Origin of the sequence: Ornithinimicrobium sp. CNJ-824 (genome assembly GCF_001942405.1) — a bacterium.
Lineage (GTDB): Bacteria > Actinomycetota > Actinomycetes > Actinomycetales > Dermatophilaceae > Ornithinicoccus > Ornithinicoccus kibberensis.
This window is the reverse complement of the sequence record NZ_MKKA01000055.1, coordinates 65,121-84,463: the sequence shown is the minus strand read 5'-3', so window position 1 is coordinate 84,463 and position 19,343 is coordinate 65,121. Positions and strand designations below refer to the sequence as shown.

The 19,343-nt window shown below is 74.9% G+C and carries 16 protein-coding genes and 3 pseudogenes; 2 read left to right on the top strand and 17 right to left on the bottom strand.

The window, feature by feature from the left end; translation table 11 throughout:
* The first annotated feature begins 90 nt into the window (after positions 1 to 90).
* A complete protein-coding gene (locus BJF81_RS18125; protein ID WP_158068695.1) occupies positions 91 to 252 on the top strand; it encodes a hypothetical protein in 162 nt (53 codons plus the stop codon).
* An 82-nt stretch (positions 253 to 334) separates the two neighbouring features.
* Here the strand turns inward: BJF81_RS18125 and BJF81_RS13320 are convergent.
* Together BJF81_RS13320 and rpsO are read right to left on the bottom strand one after the other, a co-directional pair.
* A pseudogene (locus BJF81_RS13320) lies at positions 335 to 2,892 on the bottom strand (polyribonucleotide nucleotidyltransferase).
* A gap of 167 nt (positions 2,893 to 3,059) precedes the next feature.
* On the bottom strand, positions 3,060 to 3,329 hold the full coding sequence (rpsO, locus tag BJF81_RS13315; RefSeq protein WP_075958746.1) for a 30S ribosomal protein S15: 270 nt from the start codon (positions 3,327 to 3,329) through the stop codon (positions 3,060 to 3,062).
* 139 nt (positions 3,330 to 3,468) lie between these two features.
* Between rpsO and BJF81_RS13310 the strand changes: the two genes are divergently transcribed.
* Positions 3,469 to 4,233 (top strand): PIG-L deacetylase family protein, encoded by a 765-nt coding sequence (locus BJF81_RS13310; protein WP_075958745.1) that lies wholly within the window; start codon positions 3,469 to 3,471, stop codon positions 4,231 to 4,233.
* An 18-nt stretch (positions 4,234 to 4,251) separates the two neighbouring features.
* Here the strand turns inward: BJF81_RS13310 and BJF81_RS13305 are convergent, their stop codons facing one another.
* The 15 genes and pseudogenes from BJF81_RS13305 to BJF81_RS18120 all read right to left on the bottom strand — a co-directional run bounded on the left by BJF81_RS13305 (position 4,252) and on the right by BJF81_RS18120 (position 19,179).
* Complete coding sequence (locus BJF81_RS13305) at positions 4,252 to 5,091, bottom strand: Fpg/Nei family DNA glycosylase (protein ID WP_075958744.1); 840 nt, start codon at positions 5,089 to 5,091, stop codon at positions 4,252 to 4,254.
* A 65-nt stretch (positions 5,092 to 5,156) separates the two neighbouring features.
* Positions 5,157 to 5,768 carry a PepSY domain-containing protein gene (locus BJF81_RS13300; RefSeq protein ID WP_075958743.1) on the bottom strand — a complete coding sequence of 204 codons (612 nt, stop codon included), beginning with the start codon at positions 5,766 to 5,768 and terminating at the stop codon, positions 5,157 to 5,159.
* A 60-nt stretch (positions 5,769 to 5,828) separates the two neighbouring features.
* Entirely contained in the window at positions 5,829 to 8,600 is a 2,772-nt protein-coding gene (gene ppc, locus BJF81_RS13295) for a phosphoenolpyruvate carboxylase (RefSeq protein WP_075958742.1), read from the bottom strand.
* Positions 8,601 to 8,664: 64 nt separating this feature from the next.
* A pseudogene (locus BJF81_RS13290) lies at positions 8,665 to 9,573 on the bottom strand (sulfite exporter TauE/SafE family protein).
* Between the two features lie 59 nt (positions 9,574 to 9,632).
* Complete coding sequence (locus BJF81_RS13285; protein ID WP_075958741.1) at positions 9,633 to 10,226, bottom strand: rhodanese-like domain-containing protein; 594 nt, start codon at positions 10,224 to 10,226, stop codon at positions 9,633 to 9,635.
* Positions 10,227 to 10,349: 123 nt separating this feature from the next.
* Positions 10,350 to 11,756 carry an MBL fold metallo-hydrolase gene (locus BJF81_RS18700; RefSeq protein WP_075958836.1) on the bottom strand — a complete coding sequence of 469 codons (1,407 nt, stop codon included), beginning with the start codon at positions 11,754 to 11,756 and terminating at the stop codon, positions 10,350 to 10,352.
* 82 nt (positions 11,757 to 11,838) lie between these two features.
* The gene (locus BJF81_RS20420; RefSeq protein ID WP_269087343.1) at positions 11,839 to 12,285 is read right to left on the bottom strand and encodes a penicillin-binding transpeptidase domain-containing protein; all 447 of its coding nucleotides are present in this window, start codon (positions 12,283 to 12,285) and stop codon (positions 11,839 to 11,841) included.
* 248 nt (positions 12,286 to 12,533) lie between these two features.
* A pseudogene (locus BJF81_RS20415) lies at positions 12,534 to 13,793 on the bottom strand (penicillin-binding transpeptidase domain-containing protein); the annotation flags it as partial.
* A gap of 140 nt (positions 13,794 to 13,933) precedes the next feature.
* Positions 13,934 to 14,239 (bottom strand): hypothetical protein, encoded by a 306-nt coding sequence (locus tag BJF81_RS13260; protein ID WP_075958740.1) that lies wholly within the window; start codon positions 14,237 to 14,239, stop codon positions 13,934 to 13,936.
* Positions 14,240 to 14,464: 225 nt separating this feature from the next.
* A complete protein-coding gene (gene mreC / locus BJF81_RS13255; protein ID WP_075958739.1) occupies positions 14,465 to 15,310 on the bottom strand; it encodes a rod shape-determining protein MreC in 846 nt (281 codons plus the stop codon).
* Positions 15,307 to 16,362 (bottom strand): rod shape-determining protein, encoded by a 1,056-nt coding sequence (gene mreB, locus BJF81_RS13250; protein WP_075958738.1) that lies wholly within the window; start codon positions 16,360 to 16,362, stop codon positions 15,307 to 15,309. The genes mreC and mreB overlap by 4 nt, the downstream gene beginning before the upstream one ends.
* 70 nt (positions 16,363 to 16,432) lie before the next feature.
* The gene (locus BJF81_RS13245) at positions 16,433 to 17,455 is read right to left on the bottom strand and encodes a sucrase ferredoxin (protein WP_083664226.1); all 1,023 of its coding nucleotides are present in this window, start codon (positions 17,453 to 17,455) and stop codon (positions 16,433 to 16,435) included.
* Between the two features lie 7 nt (positions 17,456 to 17,462).
* A complete protein-coding gene (gene ndk, locus BJF81_RS13240) occupies positions 17,463 to 17,900 on the bottom strand; it encodes a nucleoside-diphosphate kinase (protein WP_075958737.1) in 438 nt (145 codons plus the stop codon).
* Positions 17,901 to 17,942: 42 nt separating this feature from the next.
* The gene (locus BJF81_RS13235; RefSeq protein WP_075958736.1) at positions 17,943 to 18,773 is read right to left on the bottom strand and encodes an undecaprenyl-diphosphate phosphatase; all 831 of its coding nucleotides are present in this window, start codon (positions 18,771 to 18,773) and stop codon (positions 17,943 to 17,945) included.
* Positions 18,774 to 18,852: 79 nt separating this feature from the next.
* The gene (locus tag BJF81_RS18120) at positions 18,853 to 19,179 is read right to left on the bottom strand and encodes a DUF4233 domain-containing protein (protein ID WP_158068694.1); all 327 of its coding nucleotides are present in this window, start codon (positions 19,177 to 19,179) and stop codon (positions 18,853 to 18,855) included.
* Positions 19,180 to 19,343 lie beyond the last annotated feature (164 nt).

The following is a 19,343-nucleotide window of genomic DNA, read 5'->3' as shown; positions in this document are numbered from 1 at the left end:
CCGTCTATCTTCCGTTCATCTTTTCATGTACGGTAGGTGAACAGAAGATGAACGAGCCTGGTCGACGACGACCGGCAGGAGGTGGGAACCATGACCCAGGTACGACAACTGCGCAGGACACCCGGCACGGCCTTGATGTCGTGGGTCCCCGTGACCGACGCGCACGGCCGAACCCGGATGGAGATGCGCTGGCACGTCGGTGAGGCGGCGCGGGTCGACCGCGCCCCGCGCACCACGCGCTCGGCCGCCTGAGGCGGCCCACGGACCACGGCACGACGAAGGGCGGGCCCGGACGATTGGTCCGGGCCCGCCCTCTGTCGTTCAGGCGGGAGGGTCAGCTCTCGGAGGAGCCGCCCTCGGACTCGCCGCCACCCTCACCGGTGCCGTTGCCACCGCGTCCGCGGCCGCCACGACGGCGACGCTGACGCCGGGGGCGGTCGCCGCCCTCGCCGTCGGCGGAGGACCCGCCCGCGTCACCGGCTCCGGCCTGGTCGTCCGACTCCGCTCCGTCCGCGTCCTGCGCGGCCGGGGCGTCCGCCGCCGGGGCGTCGGCCACGGGGGCCTCGGTCTCGGCGCCCGGCAGCTGCGGGGCCTCGGCCTCGGCGGCGGCCGTGGTGACCTGCTCGGCCCCCGACGCGCCCGCGTCCGCTCCGGTGCCCTCGGCGTCCTCGGCGACGACGGCCGCGAGGGAGAGCTTGCCGCGCGGGTCGATCTCCTTGAGCTCCACCTGGACCTTCTGGCCCACGGACAGCACGTCCTCCACGGCGTCGATGCGCCGGCCGCCGACGAGCTTGCGGATCTCGGAGATGTGCAGCAGCCCGTCCTTGCCGGGGAGCAGGGAGATGAACGCCCCGAAGGTCGTGGTCTTGACCACGGTCCCCAGGAAGCGCTCGCCCACCTCGGGCATCTGCGGGTTGGCGATCGCGTTGACCGCGGCCCGGGCCGCCTCGGCCGACGGGCCGTCGGTCGCGCCGATGTAGACGGTGCCGTCGTCCTCGATCGAGATGTCGCGCCGGTGTCCTCCTGGATCTGGTTGATCATCTTGCCCTTCGGGCCGATGACCTCGCCGATCTTGTCGACCGGGACCTTGACCGAGATGACGCGCGGGGCGTAGGGGCTCATCTCGTCCGGGGCGTCGATGGCCTCGTTCATCACGTCGAGGATGTGCAACCGGGCGTCGCGCGCCTGGGTCAGCGCACCGCCGAGCACGTCGGCGGGGATGCCGTCGAGCTTGGTGTCCAGCTGGATCGCGGTGACGAACTCCTTGGTGCCGGCGACCTTGAAGTCCATGTCGCCGAAGGCGTCCTCGGCGCCGAGGATGTCGGTCAGCGCGGCATAGCGCATCTGACCGTCCACCTCCGCCGACACCAGGCCCATCGCGATGCCCGCGACCGGGGCGCGCAGCGGCACACCGGCGTTGAGCAGCGACATCGTGGACGCGCAGACCGAGCCCATCGAGGTCGACCCGTTGGAGCCGAGCGCCTCGGACACCTGGCGGATGGCGTACGGGAACTCCTCGCGGGTCGGCAGGACCGGCATGAGGGCACGCTCGGCGAGCGCACCGTGCCCGATCTCGCGACGCTTCGGGGAGCCCACGCGCCCGGTCTCACCGGTGCTGTAGGGCGGGAAGTTGTAGTTGTGCATGTAGCGCTTGCGGCTCACCGGCGAGAGGGTGTCCAACTGCTGCTCCATCCGGAGCATGTTCAGCGTGGTGACGCCCATGATCTGGGTCTCGCCCCGCTCGAAGATAGCCGAGCCGTGCGCCCGCGGGATGACCTCGACCTCGGCGCTGAGCGCGCGGATGTCCCGCAGGCCACGCCCGTCGATGCGGACCTCGTCGCGCAGGATGCGCTCGCGGATGAGCTTCTTCTGCACGGCGCGGTAGGCGGCGTTCAGCTCCTTGTCGCGCCCGGCGAAGGGCGCCTCCTCGGTCACGTCGCTGTCGCCGGCGGCGTCCCAGTGCAGGCCCAGGAGCTTGCTCTTCATCGCGATCTTGATCTCGTCGATGCGGGCCTCCCGCTCCTGCTTGCCGGATATCTGCAGCGCCTCGGCGAGGTCGGCCGCGGTGGCCTCCTCGACGGCGGCGTACGCGTCGTCCTCGTAGTCGAGGAAGCGCGGGAACTCCTGGACCTCCTTGGCGGAGCCGGCGGCCAGCTGGGCCTGGGCCTCGCACAGGGCCTTGATGAACGTCTTGGACGCCTCCAGGCCCTCGGCGACGACCTCCTCGGTCGGAGCCTGCTTGCCCTCGTTCTTCACCAGGTCCCAGGTGGCGTCGGTCGACTCGGCCTCGACCATCATGATCGCGACGTCGTCGCCGACCACGCGACCGGCGACGACCATGTCGAAGGTCGACCGCTCGCTGTCGGAGAAGTTGGGGAAGGCGACCCACTGGCCGTCGATGAGCGAGACGCGGGTGGCGCCGATCGGGCCGCTGAAGGGCAGGCCCGAGATCTGCGTCGAGGCGCTCGCCGCGTTGATCGCCAGCACGTCGTACTGGTGGTCGGGGTTGAGCGACAGGACGGTGATGACGACCTGGACCTCGTTGCGCAGGCCCTTGGCGAAGGTCGGGCGCAGCGGGCGGTCGATGAGCCGGCAGGTGAGGATGGCGTCGGTCGACGGCCGGCCCTCACGCCGGAAGAAGCTGCCCGGGATCTTGCCCGCGGCATACATGCGCTCCTCGACGTCCACCGTCAGCGGGAAGAAGTCGAAGTGGTCCTTGGGGTACTTGCCCGCCGTCGTGGTCGACAGGAGCATGGTGTCGTCGTCGAGGTAGGCGGTGACGGAGCCGCCGGCCTGCCTGGCCAGACGCCCGGTCTCGAACCGGACGGTGCGGGTGCCGAAGCTGCCGTTGTCGATCGTGGCTTCGGCGAACGTGATCTCTGGACCCTCCATGGGCCCTCCTTTGCATCTCTTCCTCAGCACGGGGCATCGTCGTTGTGCCCGGCTGTGTCCTTCTGGGTGGGGACGCGTCCCGCGTCCCCCGGGTCAGGCTAGCGAGAGCCCGGCCCTACGCAGGAGGAGCGGTCCCCGATCGATCGGGAACCGCTCCCCTGCGACGTTCAGCGGCGCAGGCCGAGGCGCTTGATCAGCGACCGGTAGCGCTCGATGTCGGTCTGCTCGAGGTAGCGCAGCAGACGCTTGCGCTTGCCGACGAGCAGCAGCAGACCCCGGCGGGAGTGGTGGTCGTGCTTGTGCTCGCGCGAGTGCTCGGTGAGCTCCTTGATGCGGTGCGTCAGCAGCGCGACCTGCACCTCGGGCGAGCCGGTGTCGCCCTCGGTCGTGGCGTACTCCTTGATGATCTCCTGCTTCGCGGCAGTCTCGTTCGCCATGGGCGACTCCTTCGTGTCGTTGCGCGGCGCAACCCGGGCCTGTTCACCGGGGCACTCTGGATCCGCGGCCGTCCTGACGGCATCGTTCAGGTTATCAGCGGGCCACGACGCCGCCCTAATCGTCCTAGGGTGGGCCGGTATGGAGCTGCTCCCCTTCCCGACGGACTGGCGGTCCGCGCTCGTCGTGGTCGCCCACCCCGACGACATCGAGTACGGCACCGCGGCGGCCGTCGCCGCCTGGACCGCGGCGGGCAAGGAGGTGACCTACCTGCTCGTCACCCGGGGCGAGGCCGGCATCGACACCATGCCGCCGGAGGAGGCCGCCGAGGTCCGGGAGCAGGAGGAGCGTGCCGGTGCCCGGGAGGTGGGCGTCGACGACGTGCGCTTCCTCGAGGGGTTCGCCGACGGCGTGCTCGTGGGCGGGCTGGAGCTGCGGCGCGCCCTGGCCCGGGAGATCCGGCGGGTCCGCCCCGACGTCGTCATCACGCAGACCTACGCCGACCGGTTCGCCGGCGGTGCGCTCAACCAGGCCGACCACCGGGTCGTGGGCCGGGAGGTGCTCGACGCGGTCGCCGCCGCCGGCAACCGGTGGATCTTCCGCGACCTGCTCCACGAGGGCCTGGACCCGTGGTCGGGGGTGCGCTGGCTCGGCTGGGTCGGCGCGGACGCCACCCACGCGCTCGACGTCACCGACCACTTCGAGGCGGCCGTCCGCTCGCTCGAGGCGCACCGGGAGTACAACGCCGCGCTCCCCGACGACTTCCCCGCGCCGCGGGAGCTGCTGACCATGATCCTGGGCGTCGACCACGGCGACGACGCAGCCACGGGGACCGCTGACGTCGCGGGGGACGGTGCCGACCGGCCCGCCCGCTACCGCTGGACCGTCGACCTCGTGGAGCGCTGACCGGGCCTCCGGGCCGGCTCAGGTGCGCCGCTGGCAGTTGCCGCACCAGAACAGGTTCCGGCCGGCCACCACCTTGTGCCGCACGGTCGCCCCGCAGCGCAGGCACGGCATCCCGGTCCGCTGGTAGACGGCGAACTCGCGCGGCACGACCGGGGTCTCCCCGCGGCCCAGCGCGGCGACGGTGTCCTCGAGGACGTCGTCGAGGGTGATGATCGTGCCGGTCCGCACGCCCCAGGGCATCAGCCGGACCAGGTCGTCCCAGACCAGCTGCCAGGAGGCGCGCTTCAGCGACCGGCCCGGGCGGAGCGGGTGCAGGCGGTGCCGCCAGAGCACCTCGCACCGGTAGATGTTGCCCACCCCGGCCACCACGGTCTGGTCCATGAGCAGCTCGGCGAGGGACTTGCCCGAGCGGGAGATCCTCCGGTATGCCGCGTCCGCGGCCGTGCCGTCGTCGGGCTGCAGCGGGTCCGGGCCCTGGCGGGCGACGAGGCGGTCGACCTCCTGCTCGTCGACGACCTGGCAGGCCATCGGGCCGCGGAGGTCGGCGACGTGGGCCCCGTCCTCGATCCGGAGCCGGACCTCGCCGACGACCGGCGGGCCGGTCTCCCGGTGGGCCTCGGCGACCGGCAGGACGAACCACTTGCCGATGAGGCCGAGGTGCACGTAGAGGGTCCGTCCCTCCTCGAAGTCGACGAAGAGCAGCTTGCCGTGCGCCCAGGACCGCTCCAGCAGGGTGCCGTCGAGCAGCGCGGCGCCCTCGGCGAACCGTCCCTGCGGGCTGGTGACGTGCGGGGCGGCGCCGGCGAAGGCGGCGTCCAGGGCACCGGCCAGCCGGTGCAGCGTGTGTCCCTCGGGCATGCGCGCCATCCTCTCACCGGCGGGGCGCAGCCTCCGGCGTCCGACCCCGGGTGGCGACCCGCGGTTCAGGCGTCGGCCGAGACGACCTCGCCGGTGGTGGTGCTGACCGTGACCTCGACGTCGTCACCGCCGTCGGTGTCGTCCAGGGAGACCTCCCAGACCCAGGTGCCGTCCTCGTCGTCGAGCTCGACGCCGTCGAGCTGACCGCCGACCTCCGCGACGGCCGTCTGGACCGCCTCGGCGAGCGGGACGGTGGCCGCGTCCAGGGCGGCCCGGTCCTCGTCGTCGAGGTCGTCGTCCTCGGTCCCGAGGACCTGACTGTCAGGTCCGACGGTCACCTCGACGGAGCGGTCCTCGAGGGCGACGTCGACCTCCCAGCCGCCGTCGCCGTCCTCGTCGTCGAGCTGGTATGCGGTGCCGCCCGCCTCCGTCTCGGCGACGTCGACGGCGGCGAGCCCGGACGCCGTGGGGTCGAAGGAGCCGCCGTCGTCGGTGTCCTCGTCCGTCGCCCGGTCGTCGTCGGTGGCGTCCTCGTCGGTCGGCGCGGGCGCCGGGACCGCGGACGGGCTGCTGTCCGCGGTCGGGCTGTCGGCCGCGTCGTCGGCGCCACCGCAGGCGGCCAGCGTGAGCCCGAGGGCGAGGACCGTGGCCAGGGTGGTCGTCCGTGTCTTCCTCATGGCCCCATCATGCTCCTCCGGGATGAGACGTCCTCTCATCCGGCCGCCGCGAGGCCCCGGTCAGCCCGTGTTGCGCAGGCCGGCGGCGACGCCGTTGACCGTGGCCAGCAGCACCCGCTGGAGCTGCTGGGTCTGCTCCTCCGCGACCTCGCCGGCGGCGTCCTCCCGGAGGCGGCGCAGCAGCTCGACCTGCAGGTAGGAGATCGGGTCCAGGTAGTTGTCGCGCACGGCGAGGGTGCGCTTGAGCACCGGCTGGTCGTCGAGGAGGTCCTCCTCGCCGGTCAACGCCTTGAGCTCGGCCACGGTGAGCTCGAACTCGGCCCGGACCGTCTCGAAGACGTGGCGCAGCTCGGCGGGCACGAGCGTCTCGACGTAGTGGGCGGCGATCTCGAGGTCGGTCTTGGCCACCGTCATCTCCACGTTGGACAGCACGGCGGCGAAGAAGTGCCAGCGCCGCAGCATCTCGCGAAGGGTGTCGCCGTGCCCGGCCTCGCGGGCGGCCTTCAGGCCGGACCCGACGCCGAACCAGCCCGGGACGATCTGCCGCGTCTGGGTCCAGCCGAACACCCAGGGGATGGCCCGCAGCCCCTCCAGGCCCGCCCCGGTGTCGGGCCGCTTGGCGGGCCGGGAGCCGATGTTGAGCGCGCCCAGCTGGTCCACGGGCGTGGCGGCGACGAAGTAGGCGGGCAGGTCCGGGTCGTCGATGAGCCGCCGGTAGGCCGCGAACGCCGCGTCGCTGGCCACGTCCATGACGGCGCCGTAGCGCTCGCGCTCGTCGGCGGTCGTCCGCGGGTCGCGGTGCAGGGCCGAGGCGCGCAGCACCGCGGCCAGGGACAGCTCGAGGTTCTCCTTGGCCAGGGCGGGCAGGGAGTACTTGTCGGAGATGACCTCGCCCTGCTCGGTGAACTTGATCTCCCCCTCGAGGACCCCGTTGGGCTGGGCCAGGATCGCGTCGTAGGTGGGCCCGCCGCCCCGGCCGACCGACCCGCCGCGGCCGTGGAAGAGCCGCAGCCGCACGCCGTGCCGGGCGGCCACGTCGCGCAGCGCGCGCTGCGCCTGGTGGATCGCCCACTGGCTGGTCAGCACCCCGGCCTGCTTGTTGGAGTCGGAGTAGCCCAGCATGACCTCCTGCACGTCGCCGCGCAGGCGGACCAGCTCGCGGTAGGCGGGCGTGGACAGCAGGGTGTCGACGAGCTCGGCCGCGCCCCGGAGCTCGTCGATCGTCTCCAGCAGGGGCGCGAAGCCGACCCGGGCGAAGGCCCCCTCGCCGCCGCTGCCGCCCAGGTCGACCAGGCCGGCCTCCCGGGCCAGCACCGCCGGGGCCAGCACGTCGTCGGGACCCTGGGTCATCGAGACGATGTAGGTCTCCACGACCTCCTCGCCGTAGGTCGCGACCGCGTGCCGGATCTCGTCGAAGATCGCCAGCACCGGACCGCGCGGGGCCGCCCGGGTCAGCAGCGGCCGACGGGAGGCGAGCTCCTCGGCCAGGACCCGGGTGCGCCCGGGTCCGTCGAGCGCGGCATACCCCTCCTGCCCCGCGGCACCCACCGCGTCGAGCAGGGGACCGAGCTCGGCGTGGTGCTTCTCGGCGTGCTCGCGCACGTCGAGCGTGGCCAGGTGCAGCCCCGTCCCGGCGAGGGTCTGCGCGGCCCGGGCGACCCGCCCGTCGGCGACCAGGTCACCGCCGTGCGCCCGCAGCGAGTCGGCCACGACCTGCAGGTCGGCGACGAGCTCGTGGCCGTCGGCGTAGTCGCGGCCCGGCTCGTGCTCGGTCGCGCGGTCCAGGCGGGTGGCGGTGTTGAGCAGCTTGGCCCGCACGCAGGTGAGCTTGAGCCGGTAGGGCTCCTGGGCGTTGAGCTCGAGCACGCGCGGGTCCAGGCCGGGCAGGTGCTCCAGGTCCTCTTCGAGGGACGCGGTGAGCTCCGGGGCGACCTCGACGATCTCGGTCGAGGAGGACAGCTGGGAGATGAGCACGTCGACGAGCGCCAGCGCGACGTTGACGGCGTGCCGCCCCTGCAGGTGCAGGATCTCGCGGGTCACCTCGGGGGTGACGAACGGGTTGCCGTCGCGGTCGCCGCCGATCCAGGAGCCGAAGCGCAGCGGCGGGCGGGTGACGTCGACCTCGACCCCGTGCTCGGCCAGCAGGTCCCCCAGGTCCCCCAGCAGGTCGGGCATGGTCGCGGTGAGCACCTCGTCGAGGTAGTACATCGCGTTGCGGGCCTCGTCCATGGGCGTGGGCCGCGTCTGCCGGAGCTCGTCGGTCTGCCAGATGAGGTCGACCAGCTCGGCGAGGTCACGGTCCTGCCGGCGACGGGCGACGGTGTCCGGCTCGGTGGGCACGGCGAGGACGTCGGCCAGGTGGCGGATCTTGGTGAGCACGCTGCGCCGGGACGCCTCGGTCGGGTGGGCGGTGAAGACGGGGCGCACGTCGAGCTCGGCGACGGTGTCGGCCAGCAGCTGCGGTCCTCCGGCCTCGACGACGTCGCGCACCGCCGAGGTGAGCCAGCCGTCGGCCTCGGCCCGGGAGGTGAGGGTGCGCACGCGGTGCACCTGCTCGGCGGCGTTGGCCAGGTGGAAGTATGCCGAGAACGCGCGCACCAGCGCGCTGGCGCGCTCCAGGGGCAGGTCGGCCAGGACGGCCCGGACCTGCTCGGCCGCCCCCTCGTCGCCGGCCTTGCTGGCCTTGGTGGTGAGCCGGACCTGCTCGACGGCGTCCAGCAGCTCCTGCCCGTGGTGGCGCACGAGTGCCTGGCCCAGGAGGGTGGACACGCGCCGGACGTCGGCGCGCAGCTCGGGGCTGATGGGGTCGTGGAGGTCGGGCTGCTCGGTCACGCTGCCCGAGCCTACTGGCCGGGACCGACGGCAGCCGCCCGCAGGCCCGGACCGGGGGCCGGACTCAGGCGGCAGGGGCCCCGTCGGCGGCGGCGTCCGTCCGGGGTGCGGGGGCTCCCAGCCACCGCCGGACGGGGCAGGACGGGGTGGCGAACCAGCAGACGACGGCGGCCGGGGCGGCGACGGCCGCGGCCCCGCCGACCCACAGGCCGTAGGGCTACGGCAGCTCCTGGGCCAGGATGAAGAAGGCCATCGCCAGGACGAACACGCCGAAGCCCTTGCGCAGGACCTGCTCGGGGATGATCCCGGCCAGGCGGGCCCCGACGAAGGAGCCGGCCACGGCGGCGGCGGTGACGCCCAGCACGAGCGGCCAGTCGAGCTGGACGCTGGTGAGGTAGCCGGCCAGCCCGGCGAAGGACTTCATCGCGACGACCAGCAGCGAGGTGGCCACGGCCACCGGCATGGACAGACCGCCGAGCAGCGCCAGGGCCGGGACGACGAGGAACCCGCCGCCGGCGCCGACGATGCCGGTGACCAGGCCGACCACGAGGCCCTCGACGATCACCTTGCCGACGGGCAGCTCGCCGGTGGTCGGCTCGCGGTCCACCTGGCGACGGCCGCGGATCATCGCCACGGCCGTCGCCAGCATCATGAGCGCGAACGCGATCATGAGGACCTGCCCGGGGACGTAGCCCCCCAGGATCCCGCCGGCGAAGGCACCGGCCATGCCGGCCGCGCCGAAGACCAGGCCGGTGCGCCACCGGACCCGCCCGTGCCGGGCGTGGGAGACCACGCTCACCGCGGAGGTGACGCCCACGACGAACAGCGACGCCGCGATCGCCTCCTTGGCGTCCATCCCGGCCACGTAGGCCAGGATCGGGACGGTCAGGATGGAGCCTCCGCCGCCGAGCAGCCCGAGGGACACTCCGATGACGACGGACAGCAGCAGCGTGATCGCGAGGATGGCGGACACGGTTCCTCCTGGGGCAGGCTACCGGCGGGGGCGGGGCCGGTGGTGGTCGGGCGGGGTCGTCAGCCGAGGGTCGGCAGCTGGCCGATGGCCTCGTGGGCCGCCGGGTCCTGGGCGCCGCGGTTCCACGGCATCTTGGCCAGGGCCGCGCCCATGGCGCAGGTGTTGGTGGCGGCCGAGAAGGCCAGGCCGGCGCCGACGGCCCCGGCGACCATGCGCAGCTTGGGCGAGACCAGCTCGCCGGCCAGCAGGCCGGTGGTCACCAGGGTGCCGTCGACCATGCGCACCTGGCGGTCCATCGCCCAGCGCTGCTCGCCGCGGACGACGTCGCCGCCGGCGGCGGCGAAGGCGGGCGCACCGCCGTCGAGCACGAGCGCCGAGTCCATGCCGACCTCGTGCAGGCGCTGCCGGGCCTGCTCGGCGCGCACGCCGGAGTGGCAGACGAGCACGACGCGGCGGCCGACGCGCTGGGCGACGTCCTGGGTGTGCTCGGACAGCAGCTGGAGCGGCACGTTGTAGGAGCCGCGGATGTGCAGGGACTCGAACTCGGCGGCCGAGCGGACGTCGATGACGACGACGTCGTCGTGCCGGTCGAACCACGCCTTGAGGGTGTCGGCGTCGATGACGGTCGTGGTCTGGTCGGTGGTGGTGGTCACGAAGATCCTTCCGTGGGTCCGGGGACGGTGCCCCGGGTCGGGGTGTTCTGGGTGGTCACGTGCCGGACCCGGCCGGGAGCTGGTCCCGGCCGGGTCGGCGCGCAGGGGGGAGGTCCTCCGGGGTCAGCCGGCGACCGTGGCGCGGCGGGCCTGCTCGTCCAGCCAGCCCTGGTAGCTGCCCTCGAGCTCGACGACGTCGAACCCGGCGCGGCGCAGGGCGGAGGCCGCGACGCAGTTGCGCACGCCCGACTGGCAGAACGTCACGATGGTGCCGTCCTGGGGCAGCCGGTCCTGGTGCCAGAGCACCTTGCCGGCCGACAGCTGCTCGGCCCCGGGGATGGTGCCCTCGGAGTGCTCGGTGCGGTTGCGCACGTCCAGGAGCAGCGCGGGCTCGATCCCGTCCAGGTCGGCCGGGGACACGGTCGCCGGCTTCTCGACGGGCAGCCCGTCGAAGGAGGTGACGTAGCCGGTCACGTCGTCGACGCCGACCCGCACGAGGTGGTCCCAGATGCCCTGGGCCGTCTCCTGGTCGGGGGCGAGGAGGACGAGCGGGCGGGTGTCGGACTCGGGGTCGTAGGCCCAGCCGCCGTAGGTCGCGGCCTTGTCCGGGGCCGGGATGGCCAGCGCGCCGGGCACGGTGCCGCCGAGGATCTCCTCGACCGGGCGGGTGTCGACCAGGGTGATCCGGTCGGCCTCGAGGTCGGCGCGGACGGTCCCGGTGCTCAGCTCGGTCAGCGGGGCCCGCTCGCCCATGACGGCCGGGCCGAGCTTGTTCTGCCGCTTCATCCGGCCGAAGTAGGCGTGCGCGTCGGGCTGCCCGTCGAGCAGCTCGTCGATGAAGCCCTGCTCGTCGTCGGTGGCCAGGTAGGGGGCCCACCAGGCGTACAGACGCTCGTAGCCGACCGTGGTCGAGGGCAGCGCGCCCAGGGCCTTGCCGCAGGCCGAGCCCGCGCCGTGCGCCGGGTAGACCTGGACGTGGTCGGGCAGGGTGAGGAACTTCTCCCGCAGGGACCGGAACAGCTGCCTGGCCCCCTCGAAGCGGGTGTCGACGCCGCCGGCGGCCTCGTCGAGCAGGTCCGGGCGACCCAGGTCGCCGGAGAAGACGAAGTCGCCGGAGAGCAGGTAGCCGGGCTGGTCGGTGAAGGCCCCGTCGGTCACGAGGAAGACCAGGTGCTCCGGGGTGTGGCCGGGGGTGTGCAGGGCCTTGACGGTGATGTTGCCGAGGGTGATGGTGTCGCCGTCGTGCAGGCGGGTCCCCTCGAAGCCGTACTGCCAGTCCTCCCCGCCCTCGCCGGAGACGTAGATCTGGGCGCCGGTGGCGGCGGCCAGCTCACGGGTGCCGGACAGGTAGTCGGCGTGGATGTGGGTCTCGGCGACCGCCACGATGGTCATGCCGTTCTTGGCGGCCAGGTCGAGGTAGGTCTGGATGTCGCGACGGGCGTCGACGACGATGGCCTCGCCGCGGGCCTGGCAGCCGATGACGTAGCTGGCCTGGGAGAGGTCCTCGTCGTAGATGCGCTCGAGCAGCATGCGTTCACTCCTTGGAAGGGGGTGGGTGTGCGATACGTCAAATATACCCCCAGGGGTATGCCGTCGCAAACCGTGGGACGCGTCACCCGTCGTCGCGCAGGCGCAGGGCCTCCCAGATCCGGCGGGCGGCCGGGGCCGCGGCGTCGCCGCCCAGGCCACCCTCCTCGACGAGGACCACGACGACGTGGCGGGGGTCCTCCACCGGCCCGTAGGAGGCGAACCAGCTGGTCGAGGTCTGCCCGACGACCTCCGCCGACCCGGTCTTGCCGGCGACCGGATAGTCCTCGTGCGGCCACCCGCGGAAGGCCTGCGCTGCGGTCCCGCGGACCGGCACCCGGGCGAGCCCCTCCCGCAGGACCGCCAGGTCGGCCGCCGGGACCGAGACCGCGCCGGTCCGCTCCGGCTCGACGGTCTCGAGCACCTCCCCGTCCGGCGTGGTGAGCGAGGCACCCACCCGGGGGGCGACCAGCCGGCCCCCGTTGGCGACGGCCGCGTAGCCGACGGCCAGCTGGAGCGGGGTGACCGCCACGTCGCCCTGCCCGATCGAGAGGTTGGCCGCGTCGCCGGGGCGCCACTGCCAGCCGTCGGTGCAGCTCTCCCGGGCCAGCTGCTCCAGGAAGTCGCGGCGCTCGCGGTCGGACACCTCGGGGTAGCCGTCCTCGGCCCGGCGGCACGACTCCTCCCGGGTCGCCTCCCAGTACTGCTGCTTCCAGGCCCGCGAGGCAGGTTGCCCGTCGCCTCCCCCGGCAGGTCCACGCCGGTCGGCCGCCCGATGCCGAACCCGCGCGCGACGGCGAGGAACCGGTCGGCGGCGTCCGCGTCGAGGTCCTCCCCCGGGGCCGCCCCCAGCCCGCCGAGCTGCTGCCAGTGCTCGTAGGCCCACCGGTAGAAGCTGGTGTCGCAGGAGACCTCGACCACCTCGGGCAGCGTCAGCCGGCCGAACTCCTCGGCCTGGTAGTTGGTGAACCGCTGGCCCGCGATGGTCACCGCCCCCGGGCAGGCGTGCCGGGCGTCGGCGTCGACCCCCGTCTGCAGGGCGGCGAGGAGGGTGAAGGCCTTGAAGGTCGACGCCGGCGGGAAGGTCCGCGCCAGCGTCCGGTCGACGAGGGGTGCGCCCTGCTCGGGGTCGACGAGCGCCTGGTAGTCCGCGGTGGACAGGTCGCGGGTCCACACGGACGGGTCGTAGGTCGGCCAGCTCGCCGCCGCGCGCACGGCCCCGTCCCGGGGGTCCATGACCACCGCGGCCGCCGAGCGGGCGGGGGCACCGTCCGCGCGGGCCTGCTCGACCGCGTCCGCCAGGGCCTGCTCGGCGGCCGCCTGGACGTCGACGTCCAGGTGGGTGCGCACGTCCGCCCCGGGCTCGGGGTCGGTGCGGGACAGCTGCTCGGTCACCACCCCGCGCGCGTCGACCGCGACCGTGACGGTGCCGGGGACCCCCCGCAGGGCCTCGTCGTAGGCGGCCTCCAGCCCGGCGCGGCCGACGCGGTCCTCCGGGGCGACCCGGCCGTCCGAGGCGTCCACCTCCTCCTGGGTCGGACGGCCCAGGTAGCCCAGCACGTGGGCCGCCCCGACCCCCTCCGGCGCGGGATGGTCGCGCAGCGGCAGCGTCTGCACCTCGACGCCGGGGAAGTCCTCGGGCCGTTCCAGGAGCGCCAGCGCCGCCACCGGGTCGACGTCGTGCGCGAGCGGGACGGGCTGGTAGGGGGACCCCGAGAAGCAGGCCGGGACGGGCGGTGCGTCGGCGGTCCCGCACAGGCGGGTCCGGCCCCACAGCTGGTCGGCCGGCAGGTCCAGCGCCCGGGCCACCTCGACGACCAGCCCCCGGCCCTCGTCCTCGGACCCCAGCAGCATCGCCGGGTCCACCGTGACCACCGTCGAGGGGGCGTTGCGGACCAGCGGGGTGCCGTCGGCCGCGAGGATCCGGCCACGGACCGCGGGGACGTGCACCTCACGGGTGCTGACCGCGGCTGCCTCGGCGGCCTCCTCCGGCGCCGCGAGCTGCAGCTGGGCCAGCCGCAGGAGCAGCACCAGGCCCATGAGCACGACGACGGCCCCGACCGCCCAGACGCCGGCCGTCGTCGGCGGGCGACGCACCCGGGGCGGGGCGACCTGGGGGCGGGGCACCGGGACCGTGGGCCGTCGCCGGCGGACGGGCTCCGGCGGCCGGCCCGGGGTGCTCACCGGGCCCTCCCGTCCTCGACCGGGGCCAGGCGCCGCTCGAGCGCCAGGAGGGCGGGGACGAGGAGGACCGCGGCCGCGGCGGTCCAGAACCACGAGGAGAGCAGGTCCAGGGGCCGGGCGACGCCCGCACCGGCGGCGGCCGCCACCCCGCGGACCAGCGGCGGCACCGCGGCGGCGAGCACGGCGAGCAGCCACGGCACGACCGGCGACAGCCGCGTACACGGCCGCAGCAGACCGACCAGCGCCCCGGCCGCGGCGAGCACCAGGGCGCTGGCCCCGGCGGGGGCGGCCCCGGGCGGCACCAGTCGAGCAGCAGCCGCCGGCGAGGCCGACGAGCACCCCCGCGGCGGGCCCCCGCGTCAGGGCGGCCGCCGCGACGACGAGCACGACCAGGTCCGGCCGGGCCGTGCCGGCGGGCCAGCTCGAGGCCACGAGGGCGGCGACCAGGAGCAGCACCGCCCGCACCGGGACCGCCAGCCCGCGCGGTCGGGCCGCCCGGGCGCCCTGGGCCTGGTCCGCCGTGGCGCTCACCGCGGACCTCCGCCGTCGGGGAGCACGACCGCGACGAGGTCCAGGGTGGCCGTGTCCACGTGCGGCCGCACCACCGCGGTGCGGCCCAGCTGCCCCCGGTCGGGGTCCACCGCCACGACGACCCCGAGCGGCACCCCGGCGACGTAGGGCCGGTCGTCCGGGCTGCCGAGCGTGCTGACCTCGTCCCCGACGACCGGCGGGAGGTCGCCGAGGGCGGTGAGGGTGAGCCGACCGGGCTCCCGCGCGGGAAGACCCGGCGGGGCGTCGACGGTGACGCTGCCCAGCGCCCCGTCGGCGCCGTAGCGCACGCCGACGACGACGCTCCGGGTCGCGACGAGGAGCACGTCGGCGGAGGCGTCGGCGACCCGCAGGACCCGGCCGACCAGTCCGTCGGCGGACACGACCGTCAGGTCGGTGCCCACCCCGTCGTCGCGCCCGACGTCGACCGTCACGGTGCGCCCGCCGACCGGGGAGGTGGCCGGGGAGAAGCCGACGACCCGGGCGGGCAGCAGCCGGTGGCCGTCGTCGACGACGCGGTCGTCCAGCTCGCCGAGCTGCTCGTGGCGCCGCACCTGCTCCCGCAGCCGGGCCACCTCGGCCGCGAGCGCGTCCCGCTCGGCCGTCAGGGTGCGGACCCGTCCCTCCTCGCCCGCCACCAGCTGCCGCACGGGCGCGGTCGCCCCGGCGACGACGTCGCGCACCGACTCCAGGGCCTGGGGCCGGGCGAGGTCGACGACGAGGGCCCCCGCGGTCAGCAGCGTCGCGGCGAGCGCGGTGGCCGGAAGGAGACGACCCGACCGCGGACGTGTCCCCTGCCCGGGCGCGCGCCTGCGGCGGCTCACGTGCCCGGGGCGCGGGCGAGCACCCGGCGCAGGACGGCGAGGTCGTCGACGCACGCCCCGGCACCACGCACGACGGCGTGCCGGGGCTCGTCGGCGACCCGGACGGGGACGCCCAGCTCGTGGCGCAGCCGCTCGGCCCAGCCGCGCAGCAGTGCACCGCCGCCGGTGAGCACGACCCCGGCGTCGACGAGGTCCCCGGCCAGCTCCGGCGGGCAGACGTCGAGCACCTGGCGGACCACCTCGACGGTCTGCACCGTGACCGGTTCGACCATCCGGCGCACCTGGGTGCTGCCCAGCTCGACGGTGCGGGGCAGCCCCGTCCCGAGGTCGCGGCCGCGCACGCGGGTGGTGAGCTCGGTGGCCAGGGGCCACACCGAGCCCACGCGGTGGACGACGTCGGCCGCCGAGCGTTCGCCCAGGAGCAGGTCGTAGGTCTCGCGGACGCCGCGGACCACGGCCTCCTCCACCTCGTCGCCGCCGATCCGGGCGCTGCGCGCGTTGACGACGCCGCCGAGGCTGAGCACGGCCACGTCGGTGGTGCCGCCGCCGATGTCCACCACCATGGAGGCGTGCGCGTCCTCGACCGGCAGCCCGGCGCCGATGGCGGCGGCGACCACCTCCTCGACGACGTGCACCGAGCGGGCGCCGCACCGCAGGGCCGCGTCCTCCAGGGCGCGGCGCTCCACCCCGGTCACCGCCGACGGCACGCAGACCACGACCCGTGGCCGGACCAGCCGTCCGGGCCGGACCCGGTCGACGAAGTGGCGCAGCAGCTGCTCGGCGACCTCGGCGTCGGCGACGACGCCGTCGGAGAGGGGGCGGACCGTCAGCACGCCCTGGGGGGTGCGCCCGTGCATCCGCAGCGCGTCCTCGCCCGCGGCGACGAGCCGGCCGGTCGTGCCGTCGACGGCCGCGACGGTGGGCTCGTCGAGCACGACGCCCCGGCCCCGCACGTGGACCTGCGTCGTGGCCGTGCCCAGGTCGACCGCCAGGTCGCGCCCTGGCGCCCAGCGGCCCCGGGTCCGGACGGCGGGGTCGGCGGCGGGGGTCACCGTTGGATCGTAGACAGCGGGACCGCCGGACGGGTCGGCAGGCGTGGCCGGGTCGGCAGACAGGGCCGGGTCAGGAGGCGTCGGGGCCGTCGAGGACCCGGACCGGACCGGCCACGGGGACCTGGGACTCCTTGGGCGCGGTGGCGCGGCAGGTGAGCCGGGCGGCGGGGCGGCGGTGCTCGCCGACCTCGACCTGGGCGCGCCGCCCGTCGGGCAGGCGCAGCGTCACCCGGTGGGCGGCGACCTCCTGCCCGGTCGGCTCCACCGCCGTGGCGTCCTCGACCGCGACCGAGCCCCACGGGAACGGCCCGAGCTGCTCGTGGACGGCGACCAGGGCGGCCTGCACGGCCCGGGGGTGGCCGGTGGCGCCGCGCAGGTGGGCGGTGTCCGGTCGACCGTCCAGGTGGGCCTGCACGACGTCGGCCGCCGTCGGGGTGTCCAGCCCGCCGTAGGTCGCGCCGTCGGGCAGCAGCACGACGTTGGCCGCGAACCGGTCGCCGCCGGTGTGCGTGCACTCCCACACCTGCTCGGGCCAGCGCCGGGCGAGGTCGAGGGCGACCGGGCGGCCGCGGAGGGCGCAGCACACGTCCTTGCGGCCGTGGGTGCACACGAGGATCAGCCGGTCCTCGTCCGGGACGACGACACGACCGGCGTCGTCGGCCGCCTGCGCCGCGTGCAGCTCCTCGACCCGGTCGACCGCTCCGAGCAGCTCGGCCGGGTAGGCCCACGTCCCCCACGTCACCCGCCGGTCCGACGGCGCGGCGGGGTCGACGACGCACCAGGCGCGGGAGAGGCAGACGGCCGAGCTGTGCCGCCCGGGGCGCCGGATGAGCATGATCCGGGCCCCGGCGGCCTCGGCGCGGGCGACGATCTCGGCCTTGAGGTCCTCGGGCAGGGACATGGACGGGAACCCGTCGAAGGCCCAGCCGCCCTCCTGCTCGACGAGCAGGAACCGCCGCTGCGGGGGCGCGGTGCCCAGCATCGGGTCGTGCCGCTCCCGGGCGGCGTCGCTGCAGCGCGCCCCGGACAGGTCGAGGTCGCTCAGGGCCTCGGACGCGGAGTCGCGCGCGGGGTCGGGCGGGGACGCGGGCACGGCCGGCTCAGCCCAGCCCGGGGAACCAGATGTCGATCTCTCGGGCGGCCGACTCCGGGGAGTCCGAGCCGTGCACGATGTTCTGCTGCACGCGGGTGCCCCAGTCGCGGCCCAGGTCCCCGCGGATCGTGCCGGGCGCGGCGGCGGTGGGGTCGGTGGCCCCGGCGAGGGACCGGAAACCGGCGATGCAGCCGTGCCCCTCGACGACGGCGGCGGCCACCGGGCCGGAGGACATGAACTCCAGCAGCGGCTCGTAGAACGGCTTGCCCTCGTGCTCGGCGTAGTGGGCGGCCAGCTGCTCCCGGGTCGGGGTGAGGACGGCGAGCGCCGTCAGCGCGTAGCCCTTGGCCTCGATCCGGCGCAGCACCTCGCCGGTGAGGCCGCGGCGGTAGCCGTCGGGCTTGACGAGGACGAGGGAGCGTTCGGTCTGCGGAGTCTCGGTCACGCGCCCAGCCTAACGGCGCGCACCGGCCGCCCCGGCCCCCCGTCAGGGCTGGAGGACGCCCGTCCCCAGGAGCGCGAAGAGCACGAGCGCCAGCACGATCCGGTAGACCATGAACGGGGTGAAGGTGTGCGTGGTGATGTAGCGCATGAACCAGGCGATCACGGCATACCCCACGCCGAAGGCGATGAGGGTGGCCACGACGATCGGCCCCCAGGCGGTGCCCGACCCGACGGCGTCGCCGGTGAGGACCTTGACCAGCTGCAGACCGCCGGAGGCGAGCACGGCCGGGATCGCCAGCAGGAAGGAGTAGCGGGCGGCGGCCTCGCGGGTGTAGCCCATGAACAGGCCGCCGGCGATGGTGCCGCCGCTGCGGGAGACGCCGGGCACGAGGGCCAGCGCCTGCCAGAGGCCGAACGCCAGCCCGTGCCGCCAGGTCAGCTCGTGCAGCTCGCGTCGCTGCCTCCCGACCCGCTCGGCGGCCAGGATGACCAGGGCGAAGACGAGCAGCATGGTGGCGGTGATCCACAGGCTGCGCAGGCCGGTCTCGATCCGGTCCTGGAAGGCCAGCCCGAGGACGCTGATCGGCACGGTGCCGAGGATGACCCACCAGCCGAGCAGCGCGTCGGGGTCGTTGCGCGGGACCCGGCCCAGCAGCGACGCGGTCCACCGCTGCACGATCCGGACGATGTCGCGGCGGAAGTAGATGAGCACTGCCGCCTCGGTGCCCAGCTGGCTGATCGCGGTGAACGCCGCGCCCGGGTCGTCCACGCCCAGGAACCGCCCGGCGATGGAGACGTGGGCGCTGGAGGAGATCGGGAGGAACTCGGTCAGGCCCTGGACGAGGCCCAGGGCGATCGCGGTCAGCAGGTCCACAGGTGCTCCTGGCGGGGTCGGTCGGGGCCGGACGAGGGGGTATGCGGCGCGCGCGCCGGTCGCGCGGAGGGTGCGGCGGTCATCCCGCGGCGGTCCCCTCCGGCCCGGGGGCCTGCCCGGCCTCGGCGGCCCAGCGGGCCCGGTCGGCGTCGATCCGCTGGCCCTGGGTCAGGCAGAGCCACCACAGCCCGCCGAAGAGCACGGCGACGACGGCCATCGCGGGCAGGACGAGGGCGCTGGCCAGGGTGAGCAGCTGGCAGGCCCAGCCCAGCCACACGCCCGCCCTGGAGCGCAGCGCCCCGGCGGCCACGAGGCACAGCAGCGCCAGCCCGATCCCGCCGCCCAGGAGGACGGCCGGGTCCGCGGGACGCGGCCCGCCGGTGACCCTGGCCAGCTGCCAGACCACGAGGCTCCGAAGAACACCGAGACCGCCTGGGCGACCAGGGTGGCGCCGCAGAGCCGACGGGTCATCGGGCCGGGCACGGGCGGTCGCAGCAGGCTGGGTCGGGGGGAGGTCACCGGGAGATTCTCCCAGAGCCGGACGGGTGCCTCTCCACGGCGCACGGTCCG

Bases quoted from the DNA above. Each gene is read 5' to 3' on its own strand.
- BJF81_RS18125 (WP_158068695.1), top strand. From the start codon at position 91: ATGACCCAGGTACGACAACTGCGCAGGACACCCGGCACGGCCTTGATG.
- rpsO (WP_075958746.1), bottom strand. From the start codon at position 3,329: ATGGCGAACGAGACTGCCGCGAAGCAGGAGATCATCAAGGAGTACGCC.
- BJF81_RS13310 (WP_075958745.1), top strand. From the start codon at position 3,469: ATGGAGCTGCTCCCCTTCCCGACGGACTGGCGGTCCGCGCTCGTCGTG.
- BJF81_RS13305 (WP_075958744.1), bottom strand. From the start codon at position 5,091: ATGCCCGAGGGACACACGCTGCACCGGCTGGCCGGTGCCCTGGACGCC.
- BJF81_RS13300 (WP_075958743.1), bottom strand. From the start codon at position 5,768: ATGAGGAAGACACGGACGACCACCCTGGCCACGGTCCTCGCCCTCGGG.
- BJF81_RS18700 (WP_075958836.1), bottom strand. From the start codon at position 11,756: ATGCTGCTCGAGCGCATCTACGACGAGGACCTCTCCCAGGCCAGCTAC.